The organism is Mucilaginibacter sp., from assembly GCF_035492695.1.
Lineage (GTDB): Bacteria > Bacteroidota > Bacteroidia > Sphingobacteriales > Sphingobacteriaceae > Mucilaginibacter.
Map to the genome: position 1 here is coordinate 48,253 of NZ_DATJJC010000006.1, position 24,874 is coordinate 73,126.

The following is a 24,874-nucleotide window of genomic DNA, read 5'->3' on the forward strand; positions in this document are numbered from 1 at the left end:
AAATACCAAAGAAATTTGCATTATTTTTGTAATACGTAAAATTATGAAATTTATTGGGTTTCTTTTACTGTGCTGCTGTTTGACGGTTCTGGGGAATGCCCAGGATAAAAAAGCTACCCCATTGGAAATGGGCAAAAATGATACCATTCGCACTTATTTAGTGATGGTGGATGGGGAATTGATGCCGATGATAGTTACCGACGAAGTGAAGATCGTTGACGTACGGATATTCAAAACCCAGGCCGAACGTGATGCCTACCGCCGTTTGAGATATAACATTTACAAAGTATTGCCCTATGCTAAGTATGCAGCTGAAAGATACCAGAAATTACAGCGCGACATGGCAACAACTGCCGACAGGAAACAACAGAAACGGATGGTGGATACCTGCGAAACGCAGATAAAGGACCTGTTTAAGAAAGAGGTTGAGAACCTGACAATTAGTCAGGGAGAGATACTTATAAAGTTGATTGACAGGCAAACCGGCAATACGAGCTACCAAATGGTAAAAGAGTTGAAAGGTGGCTTGAAAGCGTTTATGCTCCAGTCGGTAGCCCGTATATTCGGGCATAACTTAAAGGAGGAATACGACCCCAACGAAGAAAGAGACATGGAGGCTATTTTACGCGAGGCGGGCTACTATTCCTATCAGAATTGATAATGAACGATACCAGTATTTACCAGTTTAGCGTCGAAACGTTAGAAGGGGAAGAGGTCAGTCTTTCCGAATATAAGGATAAGGTACTCCTGATCGTTAATACAGCATCTCGGTGTGGTTTTACGCCGCAGTTGCACGACCTGGCAGCTCTGAAAGACCAATTTAATGGCCAGGACTTCGAGATATTAGCTTTCCCTTCAAATGATTTTGGCGGGCAGGAGCCTCTTGAAGGAGAAGAACTAGCCGCTTTTTGTAAACAGGAGGGAGCCAATTATCCCGTTTTTGAAAAGATCAGGGTGAGGGGTCCATATGCTCATCCGCTTTACCAGTTTTTTGCCGACAGGAAAAAGAACGGCAATGTAAAATCGGTGCCACGCTGGAATTTTCACAAGTTCCTGGTGGATAAGGCAGGCGTTGTTACCGACTTTTTTTACCCATTTACCAAGCCGACATCCGGCAAAATAAGAAAGAAAATATCGCGCCTGCTCTCGCGCAAGTAACCCACCTGTTATTATGCCCAAATTAGATATCTTAGTATTACCCGTCCATCCCGACGATGCTGAATTAGGTTGCGCTGGCACCATATTAAAAGAAATTGCTAACGGAAGAAGTGTTGGTATAGTCGACCTTACCCGCGGTGAACTTGGCACGCGCGGTACCCCCGAAATAAGGGAACAGGAAGCCACAGCCGCAGCCAAAATAATGGGTGTTGCCGTTAGGGACAACCTTGGCATTCCTGATGGCTTTTTTGAAAATACCAGGCAGTATCAATTAACAGTGATTTCGGCTATCCGAAAGTACCGGCCCGAGGTTATTATCACGAATGCATATCACGACCGTCACCCCGATCATGGCCGCGCCAGTGAATTAGTAGAAGCGTCGACGTTTTTATCAGGCCTTAGAAAAATAGAGACTTTTGACGGCGACGAACTTCAAGAGGCATGGCGCCCAAAATTGGTGTTACACTTCATACAGGACAATTATATCCAACCTGATATCCTGGTCGATATTACTGATCATTGGGATAAGAAAGTAGCAAGTATCAATGCGTTCAGCTCGCAGTTTTACAACCCCGACTGGCAGGGCGAGCCGCAAACCTATATTTCATCTCCCGAATTTATAGCCGTGATAGAAGCGCGGGCACGGGAATTTGGTAAAAGCATAGGTGTAAAATATGCCGAAGGATTTACCTCGAGAAAAATACTGGGGATAGATAGTTTGTTCGATCTTCGCTAAGATTTAGTATTTGGGCATCTGGGGCTCTTGCTATGCTTTTACGTATTCAAACCGGTTGTTATCGTGGCTTCTTTCCCGTTTTAGCTTATTTTCTTTAGCAAGTTTCAATAGTATCCCGGACAACTCGGAAGTTTTAAAATCGGAATCATAGTGATCTTTGCAATAATCGGCGATAGCAGATATGGAATGCCTTGAATCAAAATAATCAGTGGCTAATAACTGGTTCAGTATCTTGGTAGCCCCGGGCTTCTTTCGCCCAAATGATGAGTTCTCGTCGTCAATCCCGGTTCTCAGTTTCCGCCCTCTTTTTAAATAGATCTCAGAACCTTCCAGGTCATGTTTCTCTGACTCAGCCATTGCATCCAGCAGGCGGTCGATAACTTTCACCTGCACTGCTTCCGATTTAAAGGAATTAACAACTTCGGATATCTCCATCAGTTGTTTTTTAAGTTTTTCGATATGCTTGCTCATGATAGATAGATTGTAGATAATAAGGGGCAACAAAAAACACAAAGTTAACCCACATAATAATTGTGAATATTGCCTATTGTGGTTAAAAAATAGTATATATTAATATCTACTTGTTTAATACGTTTAAACCGCCTGTTATAGTATTTATAATATAAAAAAAGCGCCTATTGTTTTGAAAACAGGCGCCTTGTCGCAAAAATATTACCGACCGGTATTATAATATGGTCAATATTTTTTCAAGTACGGACAGCCCTTCATCAATATGTTCCTTATCCATAATAAGCGCGGGCCTGAACCGGATGGTCTGATTGCCGCATCCCAGGAACATTACATTGTGCTTCATTCCCTCCTGCACAAACATATCACGCCTGTTCTTGTCGGGGAAATCAAAGGCAGTCATTAAACCCTTACCCCGTACATTTCCAATGACAGGATTTTTTTGAGATATCCTTAACAACTCGCTTTGAAGATAGTCGCCAACTTCTGCAGCATTGTCGCACAACTGATCCTCTTCAATTATTTCCATGATCTTGGACGAACGTACCATGTCTACCAAACTGCCACCCCATGTCGAGTTGATCCGCGATGATACCCTGAATACATTATTTTCTACTTCGTCAACACGTGTACCGGCGAGTATACCGCACACCTGCATTTTTTTACCAAATGCGATGATATCCGGACGCGCCTTTTCGCCAAAATGCTGGTGGCACCAGAATTTACCGGTAAGCCCAACCCCGCTTTGCACCTCGTCGTAGATCAGCATCGCATCGTTTTCATCAGCCAAAATTCGTAACTGTTCTAAAAACTCCTGCCTTACATGGTTATCACCACCTTCAGATTGTATTGGCTCGATGATGATGGCGCAAATATCATCCTTATTTACTTCGAAGGCTTTTTTGATCTGGCTGATAGATAGTCCCTCCCTGCGAAGCAAGTCCTCATGATTGGCATCTGAATAAGGGAACACCATTTTAGGGATGGATACTCTCGGCCAATCAAACTTTGCGAACCATTTGGTTTTAACCGGCAGGGTATTGGTCAAACTTAAAGTATAGCCACTGCGGCCATGAAATGCCTGTTCAAAATGAAGCACTTTAAAACCTTTTTCTTTGGTATAGCCCTTTGCGAAATTCTTTTGAACTTTCCAGTCCATGGCAACCTTTAACGCGTTCTCTATAGCCAGCGAACCGCCGGCAATGAAGAAGGCATGCGGCAGGTAATCGGGAATGCCGACGCGGTCGAATGTTTCAACGAATTGGGCATATTGTTCGGTGTATATGTCGGAGTTTGACGGATTCGTTAGGGCCGCAAGTAACAGGTTCTTTTTGAACGCTTCGTCATCTACCATCCTGGGGTGATTGTAACCTAAGGGCACCGAAGCGAAGCAGGTAAAAAAGTCGAGATAGGTGCGTTTATGCTTGGCATCATACATATAAACGCCCTTACTTTTTTCCATGTCAAAAGTTAAGTCAAAGCCATCGGCGAGGATATGCTTTTTTAATGTGTCTTGTACGTTCTCGGGTGCGATCTGAAGGTTATACATAAGCAATTGGTTTATGGCAAATTTACAAAAAAACCCTCAAAAACAACAATTTAGGCCATTTTTGAACCGATTGGCAAAAAAGTAACTTTAAATTGTTTAAACCTATATTTTGGACTGAACTTTATTTTGGTCGACTAATTTTAAGATGCCGGTGCGACGATTTTGGGGATCGGAATAAGCAGATTTCTGCCTGAAATTTACTTTTTAAACTTATCCTTCATCCCCAGCAAACCCCACAACCCGCCGGTGTGAACAGCTAAAATTTTACTACCGGGTACAAATAAGTTTTTAGCTGCCATGTCATATAAAGCAAACAGCATCTTGCCGGTATAAATAGGCTCTATCAATATGCCGGTGGAGGAAGTAAAGTCTTTGACAAAATGGATAATATCATCGTTTACTTTTCCATAACCGCCAAAATGGTAATCCGTATGCAGATCGTAGTCAACTGGCGAAGCCAGGTATTTACTTATATCTGCTCTCAGAAATTCGCCATTCTTCAAAACCGGCACACCGTGAAACCGGGTATGAGAGCCCATAGCTGCTAAACTATTAATAATCCCCGCCGCAGTAGTGCCCGTTCCGCAGGCGCAAAAGATATGATCGTAATTTTCTGTTAACTCTGCCACTAATTCGCTGCAGCCTTGTGCACCCAATGGCGACGCTCCGCCCTCGTCTATAAAATAAACCGATTGATCGTACGAAAAATGCTTATCAAATAAAGCGACTTTATTGCGGTAGCTTTCCCGGTCGGTAAATATCAAATCCATTCCATGCAGAGTACAGAGAAACAACGTGTCGTTATTTACTTCTTCGCCCCGCACAATTCCTGTCGCCTTAAAACCAAATTTAGCAGCAGCCGCGGCCGTAGCAAGCAGATGATTGGAGTAGGCTCCGCCGAATGTGACCAGGTGGGTTTTTCCGCTGGCGCTGGCGTCTTTAAGTAAATATTTCAGCTTCCGCCATTTATTGCCCGAAATGATAGGATGGATCAGGTCGTCACGCTTGATAAAAACTTTGAGCGCCCGATCATCAAACATCTTATCATGTATTTGCTGAACAGGACTAAAAATTTCGAAATCGATCTCCATCCGGCAAATTTAGAACAACTAATCGTCAATATTTAATAACCTGCAGCCATTGTAGGCCGCGTTTAAAAACAAATCGCCGGGGATAATTACGCTAATGAAAAAACGAGTACTTTTGCCATAATGACAACCGGGATCGAATTACCAGAACAGGAAGAACAGGATTTATATGAGCATCTGCGGTTGGTCGTCGACAAGGGTCAATCACTGTTGCGCATCGATAAATTTTTGATGCACCGCGTCGAAAATGCTTCACGCAATCGCATACAGAACGCCATTGAGCAGGGAAATGTCCTGGTAAACGAGAAAACTATCAAAGCCAGCTACCGGGTAAAGCCTTTAGACATTATCTCCGTAGTATTACCACATCCGCCGCGTGATACAGAAGTTTATCCGGAAGATATACCGGTCAATATTGTTTATGAGGACGATGATGTGCTGGTGGTGAATAAAGAAGCTGGTATGGTTGTTCATCCCGGGTATAATAATTATACCGGCACCCTGGTAAATGCGCTGGTTTACCATTTTCAGCAGTTGCCGACCATGCCGGGTAATGACGGCCGCCCCGGCCTGGTGCACCGGATCGATAAGGATACTTCTGGTTTGTTGCTCATTAGTAAAAACGAGCGTTCCATGACCTACCTGGCCCGGCAGTTTTTTGATCATAGCATTACCCGTAAATATCTCGCGCTGGTTTGGGGCGATATTGAGCAGGATGGAACGGTGACCGGGTATATTGGGCGCAGCCATAGCGACAGGCGGGTAATGTCTATTTACGACGACCCGGAAAAAGGGAAATGGGCGGTGACACATTACAAGGTATTGGAGCGTTTGAATTATGTAACATTGATCGAATGCCAATTAGAAACCGGTCGCACACACCAGATAAGGGCACATATGAAACATATCGGGCATCCCTTGTTTAGCGATGCTACTTATGGGGGAGATAAAATTTTGAAGGGAACAGTTTTCAGCAAATACAAACAATTTGTCGATAATGCCTTTGAATTAATGCCGAGGCAGGCGCTTCACGCAGCAACGCTCGGGTTTGTTCACCCTTCGGCCAAAAAATATATGGGTTTTGAAGCGCCTTTACCACAAGACTTCGAAATGGTATTGGATAAATGGCGTCGATATTCTGGTACAATGAAAGAGCAGGATAATTAAATTGGTGTTGATTTTATGGGCCCCTTATATATCAATTTTAATGGCGAAATACTTGCGGCAGACAGCAAACTACTGACGGTAGGCAACCGTGGCTTTAAGTACGGCGATGGCTTGTTTGAAAGTATGAGGCTGATGAAGGGGCACCTCAAATTTGCCGAACTGCATGCCGACCGGCTGCAGCGCGGTATGAAGCTGTTGAAAATTGACGGCTATTCGCAAATGGATACTTGGTTTTTGAAAGAAAAGGTGGAGCAACTGGCTACGCGAAACCGAATAAAACACGGACGCTTGCGCTTAACCGTTTACCGCGACGCCGAAGGGCTTTATGCCCCCACCCAAAACAAAATGGGTTATTGCCTGGAATTGCAGCCTATAGACGAACCGCGTTATTTTTTGAACGATAAGGGTTTGATAATGGATGTATTTACGGAACTGCCCAAGCCCGTCAACTATCTTTCAAATATCAAAACCTGCAATTCGTTGCCTTTTGTGATGGCGGGCTTGTTCAAAACGCAGAACCGGCTGGACGATATTTTCCTGGTTAACCAGCGCGGTAATTTGTGCGAAGCCGGCAGCTCTAATATTTTTGTCTGGTATAAGAGCCATCTTTATACCCCAGCACTAAGCGAAGGGTGCGTGGAAGGTGTGATGCGGAACATCGTGATCAAACTTGCCAGGCAAAGCAATATCCCATTTACCGAAGCAGAAATTAACCCCGATATTTTGTATGAAGCCGATGAAGTTTTTCTCACCAACGCCTCACGCGGCATACAATGGGTAATGGGCTTTGGGGTTAAACGTTATTTTAATCAACTAAGTAAAGGTTTGATAGGCGAGCTGAATAAGTTATAAGAAAATCTACAATCTCACGCCCCTTAAAAACTCTTCAATGCCCATGCGCTTTTTTCCTTCCAGTTGTAGATCGGTCAGGCTGATAAAGCCGTCCGCTGCGGCAAATTTCAGGAAGGTCTTGTTATCAGTCAGAAAACCGCCGGGCGATATGCCGGGTTCTGTTATCTCAAAATCAACGGCGAAAACTTTAAGGGTCTTATCATTCAGCGTGGTAAATGCCGTGGGGTAAGGGCTAAGGCCCCGTATCAAATTGTAGGTGTTTTGTACCGGTTTTGTCCAGTCAATTTTGCAATCATCCTTAAATATCTTGGGGGCATGCTTTAGCTCGGCCCCTTCCACCAGTTGCGCCTGCGGCAGTTCTTTATACCGCCCGCTTTCAATGCCTTTAACCGTTTTTACAAGTAGCCCGGCGCCTTTATTCATTAGCCTGTCATGCAGTTCGCCAGCTGTTTCCTTGCCGGTAAGGGTAACTTTTTCGGTAAATAATATGTCGCCGGTATCAATATCATGCTTTAAAAAGAAAGTAGTTACACCACTTTCCTTTTCGCCATTTATCAGCACCCAATTGATAGGTGCAGCACCGCGGTATTGTGGTAACAGCGAAGCATGTAAGTTGATGGTTCCATTTGGTGGCATGTTCCACACCACTTCGGGTAACATCCGGAAAGCCACTACTACCTGCAAATCGGCTTTTAATGCCTGCAAATCGGCAAGAAATTGCTCGTTTTTAAGCTTTTCGGGCTGCAAAACCTTTAAGCCATGCGCTACTGCATATTGTTTAACGGCGCTTTCGCTTAATTTTTGTCCTCTTCCCGCAGGTTTATCCGGCGCGGTTACCACGCCTACAATCTCGGCGCCCGATTCGATCAGCGCATCAAGCGATGCTACGGCAAATTCGGGCGTACCCATAAAAACTATCCTCATAAACAGGTTGCAGGATTTTGATTTTTTCTAATATTTATTTGTACAAGAGATATTTCTTTCTGATTGTTTTAAAATTGCTTAAAGCAGGTTCCCAGCTTTTCCTTATTTCCACTTCGCTTTTGCCTGCTTCAATCTGCTTTCTTAATTCGCTAGTGCCGGCCAGTTTGGTAAAGTAATTGTTAAAAAAGTGCTCTTTATCAGGGAAATCCTTATATAATTTCATCAGCCACAATATATCGATTTTGCCCTTATTTCTTATAGATTCAGGGTCATAATTTCGCATGTCAATTCCGTAGCACGTTTTCCCTTTTTGTGGTGGGTCCTCGCTCATGCCTGGTATGCTTTCGGGGGTAAAAGAGAAGCTGAATTTTCCTTTGAACAGGGGATGCCCTAATACCTGGAAGGGAAATAATGTGCCCCGGCCCAGACTTAACGTGGTGCCCTCAAACAAACACAGGCTGGGATAAAGTATGATAGAATTGTAAGTGTTAAGGTTGGGCGAAGGATTGACAGGTGGTACGTAGGCCGTAGCATGGCTGTAATTTGCTACTTTAATGATTTTTAATTTACATTGTACATGCCCCTTCAGCCAGCCTTCTCCATTTAGCATTTGCGCATATTCGCCAAATGTCATGCCATGAACAATTGGTATGACATCAAGCCCGACGAATGAACGGTACGCTGTATCCAGCACAGGGCCGTCGACATAATTCCCGTTTGGGTTTGGACGATCGAGGATCATCAGCTCAACATCATTTTCAGCGCAAGATTCCATTACATAATGAAGCGTGGAAAGGTAGGTGTAAAACCGGGTGCCAACATCCTGTATATCGAAAATGAGGAGGTCCAGTCCCTTAAGATCGTCGGGCGTTGGCTTATAATGCTTGCCATAAAGCGAAATAGCCGGGATGCCTGTTTTAGGATCGACCGTATCATTTACCGTGGCGCCATTGCTGGCGGTACCCCGAAAGCCATGTTCGGGCCCGAATATTTTAACTACATGCACACCGAGTTTCACAAGACTGTCCAAACTGGAAACATGGTTGGGGCCGATAACCGATGTTTGATTAATGACCATGCCGATGCTCTTGTTCTTCAGGTAACCAATATACAAACCGGTCTGATCTGCGCCTGGAAGAACAGTTTGCCGGGTTGGCCTGTGATACTTGATCTTATGTTTGCTTTTTGCTTTATGCTGCGCTATGCCGGCCAGCGTACAAGCTGATAAAAGAAGGAATACAATGAAAGAATATCGTTTCATAAGCAGAAAGGTGTAAATGCAGCACGGATAGCAGCAATTCAACTGAAATCCGCATATTTGCGAAGTTACAAAAAACGCTCCGCATTGAGTTTCGCCTCTTTCATATCATCCCGGATTTCTTTTAAGTCGAACCGTACTTATTCCAAACTGATCGTTCGCATTGCGATAATCGGCATTATGCTGAGCCTTGGGGTAATGATATTATCCGTAGCCATTATACGCGGCTTTAAACAGGAGATAAGGCAGAAGCTGCGGGGATTTGCCGGCGACATAGAGGTGCAGAATTACGACAATAATAACTCGTATCAAGCCTCTCCTATACACACGGATAATGATTTTATGAAGAAGGTCAGGTCGAGCCCCCTTTTTACCAATATCGCGCCCACGGTCACCAAACCCGGGATTATCAAAACCAAAACCGAGATAGAGGGCGTGGTAATAAAGGGTGTAAACAGGGATTATGACTGGACATTTTTCAAAAAGATGCTGGTTGCAGGTAATGTGATCGACTTTGGCGATACGGTTGATGCCCAAAAACAAGTGATGATATCCAGTTATACAGCCAGCCGGCTTAAGCTGAAGGTGGGTGACAAGTTTCTGATGTATTTTGTACAGGAGCCACTGAAAAAGAGGCCTTTTTATGTTAAAGGGATCTTTGATGTCGGAGTTGAAGAGGTTGACAAGACATTTGTTATCGGCGACCTTTCGCTGCTGGTTAAATTGAACAATTGGGATGCCGATGAGATCGGCGGGTATCAGTTACAGGTAACGGATTTTGATAAGCTGGATGCAGCGAATGATTTCCTGGCCGATACAATGCCGCTGAAGTTAAAATCGTATACCGTAATCGAGTCGTACCCAACCATATTTGTATGGCTGAGCGAATTGGACCTGAATGCTAAAGTGATGTTGATACTCATGATACTTGTAGGTACCATCAATATGATATCGGCTTTGCTTATTATCATCCTGGAGCGCACATCTATGATCGGGATACTTAAGGCGATGGGGGCAAAGAACTGGACCATCCAGAAAATATTTCTTTATAACGCAAGCTACCTCGTAGGAATCGGACTCGTTTTAGGCAATGTATTCGGACTCGGAATAAGCCTTTTTCAACATCGCACACATTTCTTCACACTGGACGAGGCGTCGTACTACATGAAATTTGTGCCTATGCAATTACATTGGTCAGATGTACTCTTACTCAACCTTGGCACTATGGTGATCTGCCTGCTGGTCCTCATTATACCTTCCATGCTGGTTGCTAAAATATCACCGGTAAAGGCAATTCGCTTTAAATAAGACACGATGATAAGATTTAAGAAGATTGAATTGAGCTTTTTTTGAGCTGTTATTGAATATCTTAAGCGATCTTTATTATCCCGAAATCTTATCCTCATTTTTTCTTCACCTGGAAGTTGAACTTAAGGTTCACCCCGCCTGCACCAAACTTCAATTGTTGCGAGCCCAATCCGTCGAGCGGATATTTGATAAAGGGTTCAACCATCAACTGGCTGCGGCCTATAGTGTAGCCTGTACCAAACGCAAGGTTTAATGTTTTAGCAAAATAAAAGCCATTGAAACTATCTTTGGTCGATTGATTTTGCACCTGCGAAACATTTGCAGAATACAGCGACGGAGTGCTATAACTATAGGTATAAGTTTCGTTAATAAACGTACCCGAACTAACTCCCGCCAATATGTAGGTCCCGCTTTTTTGCGGATCGAAAACAAACTTTAGGTTTAACGGAATATCCAGCCCAACTAAATTAGCGCTATAGTCCTTAAATGTAGGTGCCGACGCTGTATACAGCATTTTAGCCGGGCTGAAATTTGATGTTGTGGCCGCGGCTATTGAGTTGTAAGATAAATTAGATTGCTGCGGAGGTTGCCCGGCGTAGGTCAGGCTGTTCTGACCAACGGAAACTCCTGTAGACAGTTTAAGGTTCCGGGTCAGTTTAACATCCGAGGTTATGCCCGCGCCAAGATTAAACTGGTTACTGCTCCCTTTTGCATAATTGAAATAAGTGGCAGCGTAAACGCCAAGATTTATTATTTTATCTTCTTTTGATGTTTTCTTTTCTTTCCGGTCAGTAGCGCGTTTATCCTGCTCAAACATCTCATCGATAGTTTTACTAACCTGAGCTTTGTTTTTGGCTTCCGAGCGCATATCTATACCTGGTTGATTAGCAACTACCGATTGAGATTGAACTCTTACGGCAGAGTCAACCTGCCCTTTTACTGGGTTTTGCAGGCCGGCGGGTGCCGAAGCATTATTTTGAGGCTGCACCGCGGCGATGATGGCGGCTTTAGCCGGTGCCGAAATTTGCAAACGGGATTGTTTTGCACCCTTACTTGTTGACTGCGTTGCGGCGATAGTCTCCGTCTTAACAGGTGCTGACCTGCCTGTTTGGCCATTTTCCAACCTGCTGTTTTTTCTAACTGTTGTGTTTTGCTGAGGCGTGGCGGCTATCGCCTCCTGTTTATCATTTGCGGTTATTTGCGTTGCCGGTTGAGATGTTTTCTGAGCGGCAGCTTGTTCAGTGTCATTCATAGCTGCTGCCTGCCGTGCTATCGATGCATTATGTAAACTGTCAGTATGGGCTTTTCCGGCATTCGTTGCAATTTGTGTTGCCGGCTCAGCCTGGTGTTTAAGTGCTGGTTTTTTATTTCCAAGTCGTAGCTGGTTATTTGTCTCCGATGTTGTAAACCATAAAATGCCCAGGAAAAGCAACAGCAATGCCGCAGCCATACCGGCCCAATACCAGGCAGCCGCGCGGCGTTTTTTTTCTTCAGGGAACTTTTCCCTCAGCTTTAGCCAGCCATCATCGGCCGAAGTGTCTTCGTAGTTTTCAAACACTTCGGTGATGCGCTTTTTTAACTCATTGTCAAGCTGGTCATCCATGTTTTTTTATTTCTACCGTAATAATTTTTCTCAATTTTTCTTTAGCCCTGCTTAAATATACCCTCGACGAACTGGCCGGGATATTAAGCATATCGCCAATCTCATCATGATTATATCCGTCTATCTCGTATAGGTTGAATATTGTAGCCTGAATGGGTGGTAAATCTTGCATCAGGTTTAGTATATCCTGAGCTTTTAAATTATCGATTACAGTTATACCAAGTGTTAATTGCCCGGCATCATCCAGATCAGTATTTTGTAACAGTTTTAGGTCTTTGCGCCGTCTGTCGATGGCGGTATTTACTACAATGGCCCGTAACCATGCTTTAAAAGGCTTTTCGGTGTCAAAACTCTTCATCGAGTTGAACACCTTAATAAAGGCATCGTTAACCGCCTCCATAGCATCGTCCCTGTTAAAGCAATACCTCAGGCTGATACCCATGGCGTAGCCGTAGAAATGCTTATAAAGCAGTTCCTGGTACTTTAAGCTGCCTGATTTGCATTGCCTTATCAATTCGTCTTCGGCAATGCGATGGGGTGGACGCATTAAATGTTAAATATTCAGCCTATAATTCAACCGTTTACTAATCTGTTACGATAGTTATCGCGCTATCGTAACAGCAAATGAAAATATTTTTCACATGCATAATAACAAAAAAAGCCGGTACTGCTACCGGCCTTCCCCTCAAACTTAAAATAAAAATATCTGCTATTGTGTCCTTTTCAGGTCGTATTGCAAACTCAGCGTGTCGGCGCTGTAGGCCAATAACTGGAACACTGTACCGTCGTAATAATAAAGATAAGCTCCGGCCAGGTGAGTTTTTGTTGTTGTGCCGGTGGGTGGAAAAGTAGCATCATTAAAAACCATGTATGGAGAGCCGATGCTAAACGTACCGTGGCTACCTGCGTGTATCGTCGATGTGTCTCCAGTTACCGTATAGGTATTTGCGGGAGTTGCCATGGTTATTGTCAGGTTAGTCTTAACCGTATCGAACGGAACATTGCTGGTATGCCGGTGCAGATACCGGAATTGCCCGCTAAAGGTGCCCGATGGCGTACCCGGTTGCGTTACGTCGTTATTGGTTTTAAGGCATCCGGCTCCCAAAATCATCAGAAAGGGGAGCAGATACAGTAAATTTCGGTTCATAATTGGCTATACGCGTAAATTGCAGTGAACGCTACAGGGGTATGGTATATTTTATAATTTTTTTGCCTCATCCCAAAATACGTCCATTTCGGCCAGGCTCATATCATGCAGGTCTTTTCCCTGTTCTTTTGCCTTGTTTTCGAGATATTGAAAACGCTTAATAAACTTGCGGTTTGTTTTTTCGAGCGCGTCCTCAGGATTAATATTGATAAACCGCGCATAGTTGATGAGCGAAAATAACAGATCGCCAAATTCGCTTTCGGCGTTATCATGGTCTATTTTGCTGTCGTCCTCAGCATTAAATTCATCCCTGAATTCCCGCATCTCTTCTTCAACCTTCGCCCAAACCTGGCCTTTTTCTTCCCAGTCGAATCCCACGCCACGGGCTTTTTCCTGTATACGCGAAGCTTTAACCAATGCAGGTAACGATGCGGGTACACCGCCCAAAACAGATTTGTTCCCCTCTTTTAATTTGATCTGCTCCCAGTTGCGCTTAACATCGTTTTCGTCATTCACCTCCACATCGCCGTAAATATGCGGATGACGGTTGATGAGTTTATCACAAATGCCGTTTAGCACATCTGTGATGTTAAAGTCGTTGGTTTCAGAAGCTATCCGGGCATAAAACACAAGATGCAGCATAATATCTCCAAGTTCCTTTTTGATCTCGGGTATATCCGCGCTCAAAATGGAGTCGGAAAGTTCATACACTTCTTCAATGGTAAGGTGCCGCAGGCTTTCCAGTGTTTGTTTTTTATCCCAGGGGCAATTAAGCCGCAGGTCGTCCATAATGGTAAGCAGGCGTTCAAATGCAATGGCCGGGGTATTACCGGTAACAGGAGGGGTTATTGACATATAAAGTGCGAATTTTGCTGATATGCAAATGTGGGGATTTAAAACGGGCCGTAAAAAAGTGATCTGAAATAGAACCATAAATTATTTATCGTTGTGTTTAGATTTTTTTTACTATTAATATTAAATTAACCCGGATCATAATTATTAGCGATAATTTTACGCACATCACCTTACAGTACTACTATGAAAAAGATTTACTTTTTGGCTATTGTTACGGCAATAATGTGTTTTGGAACCGGAGTTAAAGCGCAAACTATAAACCAGCAACAGGCAACCGTTGCTATGCAGCAGCCCCAGCCATTTTTATTTACCATCAACACATTGAATCCCGGCGCGCGCAACTGGAGTGTGAACTATTCCGGTGGTTATGGCGAACACACCATTACACCGCTTGGTTACGATGGCGTCGATCAAAACCTCGCTGTCAAAGGGTATTTAGGCGATAAATTCACGTTTATGGCCTCGATGGGTGTCGGATTTGCGAACAGGGGCGAAGTGAATAGCTTGCAGCAGGTTGAAGTGCTCCGCGATTTTGTTGGCGGCAATCAGCCTTTTGGCTTTCGCATAGGTGCAAGTCTTGGCTTCAGGCGTGAGTTTAATAATGATAAAGTTGCTTTGAGCAGGATCACCGCCGCCTTCGAAAACCCTTTTTGGCGAATGGGGGCGAATGTTAGGTTCGAAAAAGCTTTTGCCCAGGGTAGGGATGGTATTGACGTGATAAGCAGTTTGGGTGTGCACAGGCAAATAACAGGGTCGCTATTTGGCGGCATCGAGGCTGTGGGGCAAGACCTGGAAGGTTTTTGGGAAACCGATGAAGCTGAGGGAGGAGCGAAATTACTCGTAGGGCCATCGTTAAATTTTGTACCCGTCGCGTCGCGGTTCTCATTTACTTTATGCGGAGGCCCTATTATTTACGCAACACGCAGTACAGGACTTTTAAATAATACTGCCGCCCGTGAGTTGCCGGCGAGCAATGGTTTTACTATGAAATTTAATGTTGGCTTCCGCTTTTAGAATGGCTTTGTAGCACGAAGCATTTCCCGCTTTCCGGGGGCGCCGGGCGCTTTTTCTACTTTCAGGCCGAGGGATTTGATCGTGCGTTTGAGATTTCCGGTGATGGCATAGGTTACAAAAACGCCGCCCGGTTTCAGAAACTGTATAGCGTGTGCAATAGAATCCGCGCTCCACATTTCGGGTTGATATGCCGATGCAAAAGCATCAAAGTAGATGACATCGAACAAACTTTTATTTTTAAAATCGGCCAGTTTGCAGCCGGCGATTTGAAGTTTGCAGAATTCAGCCATCATAACAGGGCCATGTAAGGAATCGGGGTATAGGAGCATAAAGTTGTCCCAGGTATTTTTTGGCACGTATTCGTCGTAACCAGTTTGACGGATCATTTCTTCGCTTAAAGGGAATGCCTCTATGCCCGTGTACTCAAGTTCGACCTTGTTTTCGGCACAATGATAGGCACTAAGCAAAAAATTCAGCCCGGTTCCAAACCCTACTTCCAGTATTGATACCTCTTTTCGTTGCGTGATATTCAAAAAATAGATGAGCCCGGAATTCAGAAAAACATGACGGCTTTCCTGTAAGGCTCCGTGTTTGGAGTGATAGTTCTCGCCAACCTCGCTGTTATAGATCGTTTTGGATCCGTCCCCCGTTGTGACGATTTCAAGCATCAGGTCAAACTTTAGCCTTACGCCTTACCACCTCGACCACAGCCTCGCCAAGATCATAAACCGGAACGGAATTGATCTTGCCCGCTATTATACTTGTTGCCGCAGCAGAGCGGTAACCGGCAGCACAATGTACTACTATTGGTTTGTCGGTTGGGATATCACCCAGGCGTTCTCTTAACTCGGGTAAGGGAATGCTGATTGAATGAGGGAAGATCTTGTTTTCGTTCACCTCGCCCCAATTTCTTACATCGACGATGGAATAATGATCGGGATGGAATTTGTAATCAGACCGATCGATCTCGGGAAGTACTTCCGGCATTTGATCGGGCGGCAGTAAAGCAGCTTTTATATTTTTTTCGTAGCCTATCTTAGCCGCTTTCCTTATCAGGGTATCAAGGCTGGTCTCGTCTGTGCCGATAAGGTAGAATGGTTCATCCGGTCCAATGATGGAACCCAGCCAGGTTTCAAATTTATCGCCGTCCTGGATATTCATAGCGCCATGTAAATGGCTTGTCCTGAAATTATCCACAGGACGGGTATCAACTATGACGATGCCTTTTTCCAACGCGCTATTTTTATCTATCCGGGGCACCGCCGACACACTTTTATCCAATGGTTCGGCGCCTTTTTTGTTGATCTCAACATCATGGCCAAAATACTTTGGCATAAAAGGCTGGTCGGATACCAGGATATCTACGAAAGTGCTTTCCTTCATAAACTTCAGCGCGTAATTCTCCCGCAGTTCGTGGCCAATGGTACTTTCAAGGTCGGGGCTGATATTTTTCCCGCAAAGCGAGCCGGGGCCGTGCGCCGGGTAAACTATCACATGATGAGGTAAAGTCATCAGCTTTTCGCGGGTGGAATGATACATCTGGCGGGCAAGCACTTCCTTGGCTGCTGTTATATTGCCGGCATTTTCACGCAGGTCTGGCCGCCCCACATCGCCGACAAATAAAGTATCGCCCGTAAATATGGCCTTATCGTTGCCATTTTCGTCTACTACCAAAATGCATATCGAATCAGGCGAATGGCCGGGGGTATTTAACGCCTTCAGCTTTATATCGGCCAAATGAATTATATCACCATCATCAAAAGTTTCATGGGGGTATTCCGCACCTAAAAGTTTGCTTGCATAAATCGTCGCTCCGGTAGTTTGATGAATTTCCAGGTGCGAACTTATAAAATCGGCATGCGGATGTGTTTCGATAACCCCTATGATTTCAGCGTCATTAAATGTAGCAAAATCATAATAAGGTTGCGGGTCGCGGGCCGGATCGATAACGATCATTTTTCCAAGCCTTATCACTGCATAGGATGCATGGGCCAGGCCCTTGTCGTAAAATTGATGAATGATCATAAATTGAAGCAAAGATAAGTTTTTCTGAAGGTTAGAATCACATGATAAGGTAAAACATTACAGCGTGTCCTGATTCGCTGGTCGTATGATTTTATTACTTAAAAGTCAGTTTTTGGACTTCGTAATTCATTTAAAATTCGTATATTAGATAATTCATAAAACCTTATATCCTAAATACTTTTCTGTGAGATACCTTGCCACTAAAATAGGGCTGATCATTCTATCCGTTGGATTTTGGATGCCAGGAATAGTACGTGCTCAAAATATCGAACAAGTAGAATCCAATACGCGCAATTCACTTGCTAATCATTTTAAGCGATATCCACAGGAGAAGGTATTTCTTCATACAGATGCCGGCCTTTATGCAAGCGGGCAAACAATTTGGTATAAGGCATACGCTGTGGCTTATGGAAAACCTTCGGAACTGAGCAATATCGCTTACATAGTGTTGGCCGATTCGGCTGGAAATGCGATCATCAAAAATAAACTGCCTATGAAAGGCGGGCTGGCTTTTGGAAACATCGGCCTGCCGGACAGTCTCAAATCGGGATGGTATCAATTGATAGGATTTATGGCATGGACAATGAATTTTGGAGAAGAAGGGGCATTTCATAAAAAGATATATGTTCAAAATCTGAGCGAAAGAGTTGCTGATCCTCACGCAACCGCGGAAAACAAATATCATATCGCCTTTTTTCCCGAAGGTGGCGATCCCGTTGAAGGCGGCCTTTGCAACATAGCGTTTAAAGCCTGGGATGCAAAAGGACGCCCTATAAATGTAGAAGGCGATGTTTTCACCGAAGGCAAGAAAGCAGTAGCAAGGATCGTTACCATTCACGACGGCATGGGATCGTTCGAAATAGAGGGTAGTTTCGGACATCCGAATGTTGCGACTGTTATATTCCCGGACAGATCAGTGCAAACTATTGCGCTGCCCGATTTCAAAAAACAAGGCTTGGTATTAAAGATAAATACACTACCAGCCGATAATTTGGAAGTGAGGATAACCTGTGGCGCAAATAGTAATAACTATCAAAACGTGGTACTGGCTGCTTTCCAGGATAACGGCACATTTAATACTTACCCCATGCGGCTTAGTGAAGGCATAAACCTTATCCATATTAAGAAGAAGGATTTTTTGACAGGTATACTGCGGCTAACTCTTTTCGATCAACAGGGCGTGCCTGAAGCAGAAAGGATCGCCTTTATCAATAACAATGACCAGCTAAAACTTTCTCTTAGCCCGGATTCGGTCTCGTTAAATCCACGAATGAGATCGACATTTACCTTAAACTCGTCGAAAGCTAATGGTAAAAACGTAAACGGCAACTTTTCCGTTTCGGTAACCGATGCGGACGCGGTAAGCGGGGATGAAGCTGCTGACAATATCAGCTCTTATATGCTGATGAGCTCCGAATTGACAGGCAAAGTTTATCATCCTGCTTATTATTTTAAAAATAACAGCGATACCCTTCAGCAACAACTCGACCTGGTGATGCTGACAAATGGCTGGCGGCGTTTCAGGTGGGATAAGGATTCCGTTGTTCTAAAAAACCCTGTCGAAAAATCACAGTTCATTGCCGGGCGGATCATCAGCTATAGTGAGCAATTAAATAATAAAAACCCGCTTAGGGTAAAGCTGATGGTTCAAAACCAGGACTCGACCAAATACTTTGCTTATGTAGAGCCGGATAGTGCGGGCCGATTCATTATACGCGACTACAACCGCGCCGGACGCGCAAGTATCCTGATGCAGGCCGTAAACAAAAAGGACAGGTCGGGGAAGCTTAAAGTGAGCCTTTATAGTACTTACGCAGATAGCCTGCAGGCGGCCCGTTATTCGCCGCTGCATTCGGCTTTTGATGCCACGCCTCCCATTACCAATTCCTTTATGGCTAACTCACAAAGGGAACGGCAAGAGCGATTGGTATTGCAGGGCAGGCTATTGAATACAGTTAATATCCACGAAAGAAGGCTGACACCTACGGAGGAATTGATTAAGGATCACGTAAAGCGCCTGGAAACAAATAATGCCGAATCATTTGATTTAATAAGTTATCCTATGCCCACCATTAATATTCTGGATTACTTAAATGGGCGGGTTCCCGGTTTGCAGATAACTCATGACCCTGTCATTGGAATAATTTTCAGGTATCATGGCCCAAGTGTATTGATTGGTAGCGAGGCTGTACGGCCTGCGTTTTACGTAGATGAAGCACCGGTAAGCCTGGACGACGCATTAGAGGTTCCAATGCAAGAAATAGCTTTGATCCGATTTGTGCCACCGCCAGTATGGTTTGCACCCTTAAATGGTGGGGCGATAGGAGCAATACTTATTTATACAAAAAACAGTAATGACGACAGGAGAAGCATACATACTTATGGGCAATTTAACAGTTATACTTTCAACGGCTACACCATAACACGCGAGTTTGCAGCACCTGATTATAGTAAGCCACCAATTAAAAATACAACCGATAACCGTACGACGCTTTACTGGAACCATGACCTTGATACACACCGCGGCGAGGCAAAATTTTCGTTTTACAATTCTGACAACGCCAAACATTACCGCGTAATTATACAAGGCATGGATGCAGAAGGAAGGTTTGGCTATTTGGAGCAGGTATATTAAAAAACTAAGCCCGGTTAATTTTTAACCGGGCTTAAACTTATGATGTGTGGCTTCGGACTACCAAACTCTTATCCTATCCTCCGGCTTCTTATAATTTTTATCGCCCGGTTGAATATTGAACGCAGCATACCAGGCATCCACATTGCTGATGGGTGCATTGCAGCGGTATTTTTCCGGTGAATGCGGGTCGGTCAGTATGCGTTGTGCGGCAGCCTCGGGCCGTTGCGAACCGCGCCAAACCTGTGCCCACGACAGGAAGAAACGCTGATCTGGCGTAAAGCCGTCGATCTTTTTGTTTGACTGTCCTTCTTTTGTTTTCTTAAATGCCTCGTACGCTATGTTGATGCCACCAAGATCGGCAAGGTTTTCCCCTAAGGTCAGTTTGCCGTTCACATGCAGCGTATCAACTACGGTAAATGCATCATATTGGTTAACCACCTGGTCGGCACGCAATTTAAATTTATCGGCATCATCTTTGGTCCACCAGTCGTGTAATGACCCATCTGCATCGTACTGGCGGCCCTGGTCGTCGAAACCGTGGGTCATTTCGTGGCCTATAACGGCCCCTATGCCACCATAGTTTACGGCGTCGTCTGCTTTAAAATCAAAGAAAGGGAACTGCAAAATGCCTGCCGGGAAAACGATCTCGTTGTTTACCGGGTTGTAGTAAGCATTTACTGTTGGCGGCGTCATCCCCCATCTTTTCTTATCAACAGGTTTGCCTAATTGCGAAATGTTATAGTTGTAACGCCATCTGGATATGCTCTTCAGGTTGCCATAATAGTCGTTTCGGTTTATTACCAGGCCATCATAGTTCTGCCATTTATCCGGGTAGCCTATCTTCACCGTAAAAGCGTTCAGTTTTTTAAGTGCATGTTCTTTGGTTTCGGCGCTCATCCAATCAAGCCTTTTAATGCGGTCACCTAAAACACTTTTAAGGTTGTTCACCAGGTTCACCATGTATTCCTTGGCGGCCGGAGTAAAGTATTTTTCAACATAAAGCTGCCCAAGCAGTTCGCCCAGGCTACCATCAACCAGGCCCGACATCCTCTCCTTGCGTGGCGTTTGTACTTTCTGGCCGCTAAGTGCGCTGCTGAATTCAAAATTCGCTTTTACAAATGGGGAACTTAGCTCTGAGGCCGACCCTTTCAGCATGTTCCACTGCAGGTAAACTTTCCAATCGGCAACAGGTGTTGATGCCAGCATGTCGTCGGCCACTTTGAAGAAACCAGGCTGGCCAACAATAACCGTATCAACGCCATTCATTTTCATCATCGGCAGCAATTGCGACCAGTTGAGGTGTGGCGTGGTTTTGTTAAGGTCGGCAACGGAGAATTTATTATAGGTTTTGTTAGGGTCGCGCATTTCAACACGGCTCAACTGTGCTTTTGCCAATGCAGTTTCAATACTTAATATGGTGGCAGCGTCTTTATCGGCCTCACCGGCATTAGTGCCTGTCAGTGTAAATAAGGTGACGATATATTTTTTATAAGCCTCCCTTATTTTTTTATTACGGTCGTTATCCTTCAGGTAATAATCCCGGTCGGGAAGGCTGGTGCCACCTTGCCGTAGCGACACAATATTGCGCATCGGGTGCTTTGAGTCGGCGCCTACGCCTGCACCAAAAAGCGGGCTGGCATCGCCGCTTACGCGCTCGTAGATCATTTCATCAATAACACCGTTCAGGTCGGATATTTTCGAAATACGGGCAAGATCTGGTTTTATCGGGTCATACCCTTTTTTTTCGATGGCAAGGCTATCCATGCCGCTGGCGTACAGATCGCCCACACGTTGTTTAAGGCTGCCTTTAGGCTGGCCGGACATTTTACTGACCTCGCTTAATAAGCCCTGTAGTTTGTCGACATTTTCCTGGTGAAGAATATTAAAACTACCCCAGCGCGTTTCTTTGGCGGGTATGGCGTTATCCTTTATCCAGGTGCCGTTTGCATAATCGAAAAAGTCGTCACCTGGTTTGATGGACAAGTCCATATTCGCGGGATCGATGAATTTGGCAGGCGGGCCGATAGGGCCTTTTTTACCACCGTCCGGAGTGAAGGCGGCGGCTGTAACCAATACTGCACCTGCAAGCAGTACATTTGATAATTTGACGTTCATACTAATTATTTGAGAAAGGGCTGAATTTAATAAAATACCTGTCACAGATACAAAGCCTGCAACTTAAGTGATGGAATACTGTTTTGTAAAGTGTTCTGAAAGTGGGTTTTGGAAGCCCTATGAATGTGTTAATCAATTTGTAACAATATTGTGATGGATAACAGCACATACTGTCTATGGATGACCGTTGCTAATTGGCTGCGACAATAAACTATGAGCCATCAACTATGAAGCAAAAAGGTTATTTTTGCGCGTTATGAATATTTCTACAAAGTATCAGCCCAAAGAAGCAGAAGACAAATGGTATAGTTACTGGATGGAGCACCGGTTTTTCAGATCGGTGCCGGATGAGCGCGAACCTTATACCATAGTCATCCCGCCGCCTAATGTTACCGGTGTGCTGCACATGGGCCACATGCTGAACAATACCATACAGGATGTACTGATACGTCGTGCCCGCATGAAGGGCAAAAATGCCTGCTGGGTGCCGGGAACCGACCATGCGAGTATTGCCACTGAAGCAAAGGTTGTCGCGATGCTGAAGGAACGGGGCATCAATAAAAAGGATATCGGCCGCGAGAAATTTATGGAATATGCCTGGGAATGGAAGGAGAAGTATGGTGGCATTATCCTGGAACAGTTAAAAAAGCTCGGCGCCTCGTGCGATTGGGACCGCACCCGTTTTACCATGGATGAGGACCTGTCCGAAGCGGTGACAGATACCTTTATTCACCTATACAAGAAAGGGTGGATATATCGCGGTATTCGCATGGTAAACTGGGATCCGCAGGGAAAAACTGCGGTTTCAGATGAAGAAGTTATTCGTAAAGAAGTAAATCAGAAGCTCTATTACATCAGGTACGCCGTAACTGATGGTGGTTTTTTGACGATAGCGACCACCCGGCCCGAAACCATTATGGCCGATACAGCTATTTGTATCAATCCCAATGATGAGCGGTATAAGCATCTTCATGGGCAAAAAGCGTTTATTCCGTTGATCAATAAGGAAATTCCGATCATATTGGATGATTATGTAGATATGGAGTTTGGTACGGGCTGCCTGAAAGTGACCCCTGCTCATGACCTGAATGACTACGAGCTTGGTATAAAACACAACCTGCCAGTTGTTGATATCCTTAACGATGACGGGACCCTGAATGATAAGGCGCAAATTTTGGTAGGAGAAGACCGTTTTGCCGCCAGAAAAAAGATCGTCCCGATGCTGGAAGAAGCGGGATCGCTGGAGAAGATAGAAGATTATAAGTCGCAGATCGGCTTCTCGGAACGGACGGACGCAGTTATTGAGCCCAAACTTTCTATGCAATGGTTCTGTAAAATGCCCGAATTGGCCAGGCCTGCGCTTGATTACGTGTTAAAAGGCGATATCAAACTGATCCCGGAAAAGTTTGTAAACACCTATCGTTACTGGATGGAAAACGTGAAGGACTGGTGCATCAGTCGCCAGTTGTGGTGGGGGCAGCGCATACCCGCCTGGTATTTACCGGACGGGCAATATGTGATAGCAGAAAATGGTGAAGAGGCGTTAGAACACGCTAAACTTACAACGGGCAACTTAGAAATCACGATTGAAGATTTACGACAGGAAGACGATGTTGTCGATACCTGGTTCTCCTCATGGCTATGGCCCATATCGGTATTTGACGGATTTAAAGATCCGAACAACGACGATATCAACTACTATTACCCAACCAATGATCTGGTGACGGCGCCTGAAATATTATTCTTTTGGGTGGCCAGGATGATCATGGCAGGGCACGAATTCAGGGGCGAACTTCCGTTCAGGAACGTTTACCTGACTGGGATCGTTCGCGATAAGATCGGCCGGAAAATGTCAAAGTCGTTGGGCAATTCGCCTGATCCGCTTGATCTGATGGAGAAATATGGCGCCGATGGCGTACGTGTAGGAATGCTTTTCTCGTCGCCTGCCGGTAACGACCTGATGTTTGATGAAAAGCATTGCGAACAAGGCCGCAACTTTGCAAATAAGGTATGGAATGCTTTCAGGCTGCTTAAAGGGTGGCAGGTTGACGATTCGCTCGAAAATAAAAATGAGATAGCCATATCCTGGTTCAAAAGCCGGTTTAATGAGGCACTGGGCGAGATAGAAAGCAATTTTGCTCAGTACAGGATATCGGAGGCCCTGATGTCGACTTATAAGTTGGTATGGGATGATTTTTGCGCCTGGTACATGGAGATGATCAAACCGGCCTACGAACAACCCATTGACAAAGAAACATACGATGCCACGGTTTCATTCTTTGAAGGTGTGCTGAAAATACTGCACCCCTTTATGCCGTTTATTACAGAGGAGTTATGGCATGACGAAGATATATTTGGGCAACGAAGCGTACAGGATTGCTGCATTGTAGCTAAAATGCCGGAAATCGGGCAAATTGATACCCAATTACTACGGGAAGCCGAGGTTGTTAAGGAACTGATAACGAAGATACGCGAGGTTAGGCAGACTAAAAAAATATCGCCAAAAGAAAGTCTTCAACTTTCGATAAAAGCAAATTCAGGCATTAGTTTCGGGAGGTTCGAAAACATTATTTCAAAGACGGCCAATATATCCAATATTAGCCCGGCTAATAACAAAATAGAGAGTGCAATTGCATTCAGGGTTTCTACTGACGAGTTTTTTATCCCAATAGAAGAAGATCTGGATACTGCCGCTGAAATAGAAAAGTTGCAAAAAGAGAAGGAATACCTGCTTGGCTTTTTAAAATCCGTAGATGCAAAATTGGGCAATGATCGTTTTATGCAAAACGCAAAGCCGGAAATTATTGAGAATGAGCTTAAGAAAAAAGCCGACGCGGTGGCCAAATTGAAAATAATTGAAGACAATTTACGGGGCTTGGCAGGCTAATTGTTAATAAAAGGGCGACTCCTTGAAAAATCGGCACCTGCCGAAAGGATTGGGTATTGTATTTTTAATTAATATTTAATAGATC

General features: G+C 44.5%; 21 protein-coding genes. 9 read left to right on the forward strand and 12 right to left on the reverse strand.

Translation table 11 applies throughout. The features are described from left to right. Nucleotides 1-43 precede the first annotated feature (43 nt). Genes VL525_RS02625 through bshB1 form a run of 3 tightly spaced genes read left to right on the forward strand, consistent with a single transcriptional unit; the run spans nt 44 to nt 1,894 of the window. Nucleotides 44-658 (forward strand): DUF4294 domain-containing protein, encoded by a 615-nt coding sequence (locus tag VL525_RS02625; RefSeq protein WP_325383014.1) that lies wholly within the window; start codon nt 44-46, stop codon nt 656-658. A gap of 2 nt (nt 659-660) precedes the next feature. Next, complete coding sequence (locus VL525_RS02630; protein ID WP_325383016.1) at nt 661-1,158, forward strand: glutathione peroxidase; 498 nt, start codon at nt 661-663, stop codon at nt 1,156-1,158. Between the two features lie 13 nt (nt 1,159-1,171). Beyond that, on the forward strand, nt 1,172-1,894 hold the full coding sequence (gene bshB1 / locus VL525_RS02635) for a bacillithiol biosynthesis deacetylase BshB1 (RefSeq protein WP_325383018.1): 723 nt from the start codon (nt 1,172-1,174) through the stop codon (nt 1,892-1,894). Between the two features lie 30 nt (nt 1,895-1,924). On the opposite strand, the gene VL525_RS02640 is transcribed toward bshB1, so the two are convergent. The 3 genes from VL525_RS02640 to VL525_RS02650 all read right to left on the reverse strand — a co-directional run bounded on the left by VL525_RS02640 (nt 1,925) and on the right by VL525_RS02650 (nt 5,002). After that, nucleotides 1,925-2,365 (reverse strand): hypothetical protein, encoded by a 441-nt coding sequence (locus tag VL525_RS02640; RefSeq protein ID WP_325383020.1) that lies wholly within the window; start codon nt 2,363-2,365, stop codon nt 1,925-1,927. A 214-nt stretch (nt 2,366-2,579) separates the two neighbouring features. Next, complete coding sequence (gene lat, locus VL525_RS02645; RefSeq protein ID WP_325383022.1) at nt 2,580-3,911, reverse strand: L-lysine 6-transaminase; 1,332 nt, start codon at nt 3,909-3,911, stop codon at nt 2,580-2,582. A gap of 197 nt (nt 3,912-4,108) precedes the next feature. Then, a complete protein-coding gene (locus tag VL525_RS02650) occupies nt 4,109-5,002 on the reverse strand; it encodes a 1-aminocyclopropane-1-carboxylate deaminase/D-cysteine desulfhydrase (RefSeq protein ID WP_325383024.1) in 894 nt (297 codons plus the stop codon). A 120-nt stretch (nt 5,003-5,122) separates the two neighbouring features. Here VL525_RS02650 and VL525_RS02655 point away from each other — a divergent pair, with 120 nt between their 5' ends. Together VL525_RS02655 and VL525_RS02660 are read left to right on the forward strand one after the other, a co-directional pair. Further along, complete coding sequence (locus VL525_RS02655) at nt 5,123-6,166, forward strand: RluA family pseudouridine synthase (RefSeq protein WP_325383026.1); 1,044 nt, start codon at nt 5,123-5,125, stop codon at nt 6,164-6,166. Nucleotides 6,167-6,181: 15 nt separating this feature from the next. Further along, on the forward strand, nt 6,182-7,018 hold the full coding sequence (locus VL525_RS02660) for an aminotransferase class IV (RefSeq protein WP_325383028.1): 837 nt from the start codon (nt 6,182-6,184) through the stop codon (nt 7,016-7,018). Between the two features lie 6 nt (nt 7,019-7,024). Here the strand turns inward: VL525_RS02660 and fmt are convergent, their stop codons facing one another. Together fmt and VL525_RS02670 are read right to left on the reverse strand one after the other, a co-directional pair. Continuing rightward, nucleotides 7,025-7,942, reverse strand: a complete 918-nt coding sequence (gene fmt / locus VL525_RS02665; RefSeq protein ID WP_325383030.1) for a methionyl-tRNA formyltransferase — start codon at nt 7,940-7,942, stop codon at nt 7,025-7,027. 34 nt (nt 7,943-7,976) lie between these two features. Further along, nucleotides 7,977-9,203, reverse strand: coding sequence for a DUF1343 domain-containing protein (locus tag VL525_RS02670; protein ID WP_325383032.1), 1,227 nt, complete (start codon nt 9,201-9,203; stop codon nt 7,977-7,979). Between the two features lie 57 nt (nt 9,204-9,260). On the opposite strand from VL525_RS02670, the gene VL525_RS02675 reads away from it, so the two are divergent. Then, nucleotides 9,261-10,508, forward strand: a complete 1,248-nt coding sequence (locus tag VL525_RS02675; protein ID WP_325383034.1) for an ABC transporter permease — start codon at nt 9,261-9,263, stop codon at nt 10,506-10,508. Nucleotides 10,509-10,602: 94 nt separating this feature from the next. Here VL525_RS02675 and VL525_RS02680 read toward each other — a convergent pair whose 3' ends face one another. From VL525_RS02680 to mazG, 4 genes are all read right to left on the reverse strand, one after another. Then, complete coding sequence (locus VL525_RS02680; RefSeq protein WP_325383036.1) at nt 10,603-12,111, reverse strand: hypothetical protein; 1,509 nt, start codon at nt 12,109-12,111, stop codon at nt 10,603-10,605. Beyond that, on the reverse strand, nt 12,104-12,658 hold the full coding sequence (locus tag VL525_RS02685; RefSeq protein ID WP_325383038.1) for an RNA polymerase sigma factor: 555 nt from the start codon (nt 12,656-12,658) through the stop codon (nt 12,104-12,106). Before VL525_RS02685 ends, VL525_RS02680 begins: the two co-directional genes overlap by 8 nt. Before the next feature lie 162 nt (nt 12,659-12,820). Then, nucleotides 12,821-13,258: a hypothetical protein gene (locus VL525_RS02690; protein ID WP_325383040.1), complete on the reverse strand. Its 438-nt coding sequence runs from the start codon at nt 13,256-13,258 to the stop codon at nt 12,821-12,823. A 51-nt stretch (nt 13,259-13,309) separates the two neighbouring features. Further along, on the reverse strand, nt 13,310-14,113 hold the full coding sequence (gene mazG, locus VL525_RS02695) for a nucleoside triphosphate pyrophosphohydrolase (protein WP_325383042.1): 804 nt from the start codon (nt 14,111-14,113) through the stop codon (nt 13,310-13,312). 183 nt (nt 14,114-14,296) lie between these two features. On the opposite strand from mazG, the gene VL525_RS02700 reads away from it, so the two are divergent. Beyond that, complete coding sequence (locus tag VL525_RS02700) at nt 14,297-15,127, forward strand: hypothetical protein (RefSeq protein ID WP_325383044.1); 831 nt, start codon at nt 14,297-14,299, stop codon at nt 15,125-15,127. On the opposite strand, the gene mnmD is transcribed toward VL525_RS02700, so the two are convergent. Both mnmD and VL525_RS02710 read right to left on the reverse strand, forming a co-directional pair. Next, on the reverse strand, nt 15,124-15,795 hold the full coding sequence (gene mnmD, locus VL525_RS02705) for a tRNA (5-methylaminomethyl-2-thiouridine)(34)-methyltransferase MnmD (protein ID WP_325383046.1): 672 nt from the start codon (nt 15,793-15,795) through the stop codon (nt 15,124-15,126). The genes VL525_RS02700 and mnmD overlap by 4 nt on opposite strands. 4 nt (nt 15,796-15,799) lie before the next feature. Further along, complete coding sequence (locus VL525_RS02710; RefSeq protein ID WP_325383048.1) at nt 15,800-17,152, reverse strand: MBL fold metallo-hydrolase; 1,353 nt, start codon at nt 17,150-17,152, stop codon at nt 15,800-15,802. A gap of 184 nt (nt 17,153-17,336) precedes the next feature. Here VL525_RS02710 and VL525_RS02715 point away from each other — a divergent pair, with 184 nt between their 5' ends. Then, nucleotides 17,337-19,787, forward strand: a complete 2,451-nt coding sequence (locus tag VL525_RS02715) for a hypothetical protein (protein ID WP_325383050.1) — start codon at nt 17,337-17,339, stop codon at nt 19,785-19,787. Between the two features lie 57 nt (nt 19,788-19,844). Here VL525_RS02715 and VL525_RS02720 read toward each other — a convergent pair whose 3' ends face one another. Further along, nucleotides 19,845-21,902, reverse strand: coding sequence for a M13 family metallopeptidase (locus VL525_RS02720; protein WP_325383052.1), 2,058 nt, complete (start codon nt 21,900-21,902; stop codon nt 19,845-19,847). Nucleotides 21,903-22,158: 256 nt separating this feature from the next. Between VL525_RS02720 and VL525_RS02725 the strand changes: the two genes are divergently transcribed. Beyond that, nucleotides 22,159-24,789 carry a valine--tRNA ligase gene (locus tag VL525_RS02725; protein WP_325383054.1) on the forward strand — a complete coding sequence of 877 codons (2,631 nt, stop codon included), beginning with the start codon at nt 22,159-22,161 and terminating at the stop codon, nt 24,787-24,789. The last annotated feature ends 85 nt before the right edge of the window (nt 24,790-24,874 follow it).